At 66.7% G+C, this 5609-nt stretch carries 4 protein-coding genes; all 4 read right to left on the bottom strand.

Going from position 1 to position 5609, the window contains the following annotated elements:
- Positions 1-9: 9 nt before the first annotated feature.
- On the bottom strand, positions 10-1383 hold the full coding sequence (locus VN419_RS03135; protein ID WP_325644351.1) for a sigma-54 dependent transcriptional regulator: 1374 nt from the start codon (positions 1381-1383) through the stop codon (positions 10-12).
- Between the two features lie 21 nt (positions 1384-1404).
- Positions 1405-2922 carry a sensor histidine kinase gene (locus VN419_RS03130; protein WP_325644349.1) on the bottom strand — a complete coding sequence of 506 codons (1518 nt, stop codon included), beginning with the start codon at positions 2920-2922 and terminating at the stop codon, positions 1405-1407.
- Positions 2923-2925: 3 nt separating this feature from the next.
- The gene (locus VN419_RS03125; RefSeq protein WP_325644347.1) at positions 2926-4290 is read right to left on the bottom strand and encodes a glucose-6-phosphate isomerase; all 1365 of its coding nucleotides are present in this window, start codon (positions 4288-4290) and stop codon (positions 2926-2928) included.
- Between the two features lie 81 nt (positions 4291-4371).
- A complete protein-coding gene (locus VN419_RS03120; protein ID WP_325644345.1) occupies positions 4372-5547 on the bottom strand; it encodes a pyridoxal phosphate-dependent aminotransferase in 1176 nt (391 codons plus the stop codon).
- Between the last annotated feature and the right edge of the window lie 62 nt (positions 5548-5609).

Here is a 5609-nt window from a genome sequence, read left to right as displayed (position 1 = left end):
CCCCCATCCCTACTTCGCCGAAATCGTATACTTCTTCAGCTTGTACTGCAGCAGGCTCTTGGAGATGTTCAGCAGTTCCGCGGCCTTCACCTGGATGAAATCAGCCTTGACCAGCGCCCGGCGGATGACCGCCGCCTCGATCTTTTCGAGGGTCTCGGAGAGGTCGAGCTTGGTGGGCAGCAGGTCCACCGCGCTCTTGAACTGCGACTCCTCGTCCTTGATCTCCGGCGGCAGATCCTCGGCCCCGATGGTTTCCCCGCTGGAAAGCACCACGCAGCGCTCGATGACGTTTTCAAGCTGCCGCACGTTGCCCGGCCACTCGTAGGCCGAGAGGTAATCCATGGCCGAGGGGCTGAAGCCCTTCATCTCCCGCGTGTTCTCCTTGGCGAATTTGTCCAGGAAGTGCGCGGCCAGGAAGGGGATGTCCTCGCGCCGCTCGCGCAAGGGGGGCAGGTGGATGCTGACCACGTTCAGGCGGTAGAACAGGTCCTCGCGGAAGATGCCCTCGGCCACGGCCTTCACCAGGTCGCGGTTGGTGGCCGCCACGATGCGGATGTCCACCTCCACGGCCTCGGTGCCGCCCACGCGCTCGAAGCGGCGCTCCTGCAGCACGCGCAACAGCTTCACCTGCATGTCCTGGGAAAGCTCGCCGATCTCGTCCAGAAACAGGGTGCCCTTGTCGGCCATTTCGAAGCGGCCGCGCCGGCGCGACACCGCCCCGGTGAAGCTGCCCTTCTCGTGCCCGAAGAGTTCGCTCTCCAGCACGCCGGGATTGAGCGCCATGCAGTTCACGGAGACGAAGGGCCCGTCCTTGCGGGGCGAATCGTTGTGGATGGCCTTGGCGATGAGCTCCTTGCCGGTGCCGGATTCGCCGGTGACGAGCACGGTGCTGCGGCTGGGCGCGGCGCGGTGCACCATGTCGAGCACATGGCGCATGCTCTTGTCGCGGCCCACGATGTTCTCCGGCCCGAAGCGTTCCTGGATCTGGCGGCGCAACTGGCGGTTTTCCTGCTGGGCGCGCGCGTATTGCATGGCCTTGGAGAGCGAAAGCAAAAGCTCCTCGTTGGAGAAGGGCTTGGTGATGTAGTCGAAGGCGCCGGTGCGCATGGCCTCCACTGCGGCCTCGATGGAGCCGAAGGCGGTCATGATGAGCACGGGAATCTGCGGATAGTGCTTCTTCACGTGGTCCAGCACGTCCTTGCCGGTGAGCTTGGGCATCTTCATGTCCGTGACGACCACGTCCACTTCGGACTCCTCAAGGAAGGCCAGGCCCATTTCCGGGTCGGACAAGGGCGTGACCTTGTAGCCCGCGTCGGTAAGGATGGCGTCGAGGACCAGCAGGTAGTTCTGCTCGTCGTCCAGGATGAGAATATTGCCAGACATGCTTGGGCTCCGTGTGCGATTCTAGGCTGTTTGCGTGGGGTCCGGGGCGGGGTCCGGCTTGCTTTCACCGCCGATGGTGCGCGCCAGCGGCAGGGTCAGCTCGACCACTGCGCCGCCTTCCGGGTGGTTCTTGAGGGTCACGGCCCCGCCGTGGCTTTCCACGATGCTGGTGACGATGGCCAGGCCCAGGCCCGTGCCCGTGTCCTTGGTGCTGAAGAAGGGGTCCTTCAGCTTGTCCAGGTTCTTCAGGTCAAAGCCGGGACCGGAGTCGCGCACGGCCAGGGTGAGCCGGGGGCCGCTCTCGGCCTCGGCGGCGTCGCCGTCCTGCTGGGCGCGCACGTCCACCTGGATGGTTCCGCCCTGGGGCATGGCCTGCATGGCGTTGCCCAGCACGTTGTACACCGCCCGGTAGATCAGGTCGCGGTCGCCGCGCACGCTGGTGCCCTCCGGGCAGGCGCGCACCAGGCGGATGCCGCGGTCCTCGCACTCGCGCTCCAGAAACACGCAGGCCTGCTCCAGAATGCGGCACAGGTCCACCTCGTCCTGCCTGGGCTGGCGCGGGCGGGCATAGTCCAGAAAGTCGTTCACCGTGCGCGAAAGCCGCCGGGACTCGTCGTAGATGGCCTCGATGATGCGCGTGTGCGGGTGGTTGTCGGCCTTGGCCTTCTTCAGCACCAGCTCCGCGCTGGACTGGATGATGCCGAGCGGGTTCCGAATCTCATGGGCCACGCCCGCCACCATGCGGCCCATGCCCGCCAGCTTCTCCTGCTGGTGCAGCTCGGCCATGAGCTTTTCCTTCTCGGCCTGGCGCTCCGCGCTGATGCGGTCCACCCGGCGCAGGATGCTGATGATGAGCGAGAAGAGCACCATGCTGGTGATGAGCGAGGAGGAATAGACCAGGCGCTCGAAGTTCACCACGGCCATGTAGTCGTCGGTGATGTCCTGGCTGAACTCCAGGATGCCCATGATGGGGTTCTTGGCCCCGGGGCCGAAGTTGCGCTCCATGCGCAGGGGGGTGAACCCGCGCATGACCACGCTGCCCGGGCGCATCTCGATCTTGAACAGGGCCGAGAAGCCGGAGATCTTGCTGAACAGCTCGAAGCTCGGCTCGTCGTGGGTCAGGGCGCGCTTCACGCCCTCGCCCGCCAGGCCGGTGCGCAGCACCAGGTTCGGGTCCGTGCTGTAGGTCACGCGCAGCTCGGGGTCGTAGATGCGCACCTCCTGCACGTGGAAGCTGTGGATGGTGGTGCGCACCACCTGATCAAGGCGCGCGAACTGGTCCGGCACGCGTAAGGAGATCTGCCCATAGCCGATGATGGTGGGCAGGGTGAAGCGGGTGAAGATCTGGTGGGAGACGTTCTCGGCCAGCAGCAGGCCGAATTCCTTCTGCTTCTCCAGCAGCACGCGCTCGGCGTGCTTGGAGAGGAACACCGAGAGCATCAGGTTGGTGCCCAGGATGAGGATCAGGAAGGTCCAGGTGAGAACCTTGACGAACTGCAAGGGCTTGTGGGTGCCCAGCAGGCTCGAGTAGATGCTCAAGGCCTAGAACCCCCGCTCGTCGCGATTGCCCGTGGTGAAGGCCAGCAGGTCGGCCTTTTCCTCGGCCAGCCCGGCCGCGCCCAGGCGCGCCTTGGCCAGGCGCTTGCCCAGCTCCACGGCGGGCTGGTCCACGGGGTTGATGCCCATGAGCCAGCCGGTCAAGAGCGTGGCCGCGCCGAGCAGGGCCATCATCTTGCCCGCGGCGAAGGCGTCGTCCGCCCCCAGGCGCAGGGCCAGCAGCGGCACCTCGTTCTTGCACAGGGCCATGCGCGTGCCCAGGGCCTCGGCCGGGAGCAGTTCGCCGAAGCGCTTGCCCTGGAGGTAGTCGAAGATGCCCGGCATGTCCGCCGGGAAGGGCAGGCCTTGCGGTCCTTCCGCGCGTTCCACGAACAGGCAGGCCTTGTTGCGCGGGCCGTCCAGGAACATCTGGTTCACGCTGTGCTGGTCAGTCACGCCCACGGCCGGAATGGGCTGGCTGCCCTGGCCGCCCTTGCCCAGGCTCTCGGCCCAGAGCTGGGCGAACCAGTCGGCGAAGCTGCACCAGGCCGGAATGTAGTAGAAGGTGATGAGCTCGCTGTAGCCCGCGTCCATGAGGGCCTTGCCCCACAGGGCGAACTCGAAGGACGGGTGCGCGGCCAGCTTCGCCGCGTCGAGCTTGGGGTCGGCCAGGGGCGCGGCCACGGAGGTGAAGCCCTTGACCAGGGCGCGCCAGTCCATGCCCAAAAAGGCCGCGGGCACCAGGCCCACTGCGCTGATGGCCGAGTAGCGGCCGCCCAGGTTGTCGGGCACGGGCAGGGTGCGCATGCCGAACTGCGTGGCCTCCTGGCGCAGGTAGCCCTTCTGCTCGTCGGTGTTCAGCAGCAGGTGGTCCTTCCAGTCTTGCGGCAGCTCCTTCTTGAGCCACTGCTTCACCAGGAAGTACTGGCCGATGGTTTCTATGGTGTCGCCGGACTTGCTGACCACATAGACCAGCGTGTCCTGCGCGCGCAGGCGGCACAGGTGCGCCTCCAGCCCGGCAGGGTCAACGTTGTCCAGAATCCACAAGCACTTTCCGGTGTGGCCGGGCAGATCCTGGCCGGGGGCGAAGGCCTTTTGCAGGGCGCGCGCGCCCAGGGCCGAGCCGCCGATGCCCAGCAGCAGCATGTGCTTGAACTGCTTCAGGTACCCGCTTTCAAGGTCGGCCAGCTCCAGCTCCAGGGCGGGCATGAAGGGCGTGGACAGGAAGGGCAGCTTGCCAGCGGCCACCTCGGCCGCGAGCCGTTGCGCCATCTCGGCCGCGCGCGCGCGCAGGGCCGGGGCGCTTTCCAGCCTGTCCCAGCGTGCGTTTGTCCAGTCCAGAACGTCCTTGTGCGCGGAACCTGCGGTCATGGAGCCCCCTGTCGCACCCGGTGCGGGCGCGTGTTGGTTCGTGATGGCGTTCTCGCCCCGGCCTGGAAGCGCGTGCCCCGGCTATTTGCCGAGCAGCACCTTGCCCACCTTGGAAAGCGCGGTCATCAGCACCTCGTCGGCCACGGCGTAAGAGAAGCGCACGCAGCGGTCGTCGCCGAAGGCGCTGCCAGGCACCAGGGCCACTCCGGCCTCTTCCAGCAGGCGCGTGCACAGGGCCGCGCTGTCCGGCATCTCCGGGGTGTAGTACTTTTCCACCACCGGGAACAGGTAGAACGCGCCGTCGGGCTTGGGGCAGGTCACGCCCGGCCAGGAGCGGATGACCTCCAGGGCCAGGTCGCGCCGGCGCACAAAGGCCGTCTTCATCTCGTCCACCAGGGTCCACGGGCCGGTAAGGGCCGCAATGGCCGCCTTCTGGGTGATGCTGTTGATGTTCGAGGTGCTCTGGCCCTGGATCTTGGCGCAGGCCTTCACCAGGTCGGGGTGGGCGAGCGCCCAGCCCATGCGCCAGCCGGTCATGCAGAAGCTTTTGGACAGCGCGCCCACGATGGCCACGTTCTCCGGGTGCTTCTGCCAGAAGTTCGAGAGGGTGCTCGGCTTGGCGGGCTCGTACACCAGGCGGTCGTACACTTCGTCGGAGATGATGAACACGCCGCGCGCCTTGGCCCAGCGGGCGATCTCGTCCAGGGCCTCCTGGGCGTAGTGGCCGCCCGTGGGATTGCTGGGCGAGTTCAGGATGAGCACCGAGGTGCGCGGGGTGCACACGGCCTCCAGGTCGCGCACGGAAACCAGGAACCCGCTCTCCGGCCCGGTGGGCACGATGACGGGAACGCCGTCGGCCAGCTCGACCATGGCCGGATAGCTGACCCAGTAGGGCGCGGGAATGAGCACCTCGTCGCCGGGGTTCAGAAGCGCCATGAGCAGGTTGTACAGGGCCTGCTTGCCGCCCGTGCTGGCGATGGTGTTCTCGCCCTTGGCGCACACGCCGTAGAACTGGCCGTAGTAGCCCGCGATGGCGTTTCTGAGGTCCGGAATGCCCGGCACCGGAGTATAGCGGGTGAAGCCGTCGTCGATGGCCTTTTTCGCGGCCTCGCGCACGTGCTCGGGCGTGCCGAAGTCCGGCTCGCCAACGGCCAGGCTGACGACTTCGCGTCCCTGGGCCTTGAGTTCCTGGGCCTTGGCGTTGACGGCCAGGGTGGCCGAGGGCTTGAGCTTCTTCAGTCTGTCGGAAATGCGCATGAGGGCACCGTCCCTTGGGCGTGAGTGTAGGAGGCGGTCGCAAAGCCGCCTGCCTCCCTATT

It is taken from the genome of Humidesulfovibrio sp. (assembly GCF_035560995.1).
Lineage (GTDB): Bacteria > Desulfobacterota > Desulfovibrionia > Desulfovibrionales > Desulfovibrionaceae > Humidesulfovibrio.
This window is presented reverse-complemented; position numbering and strand designations above follow the sequence as displayed.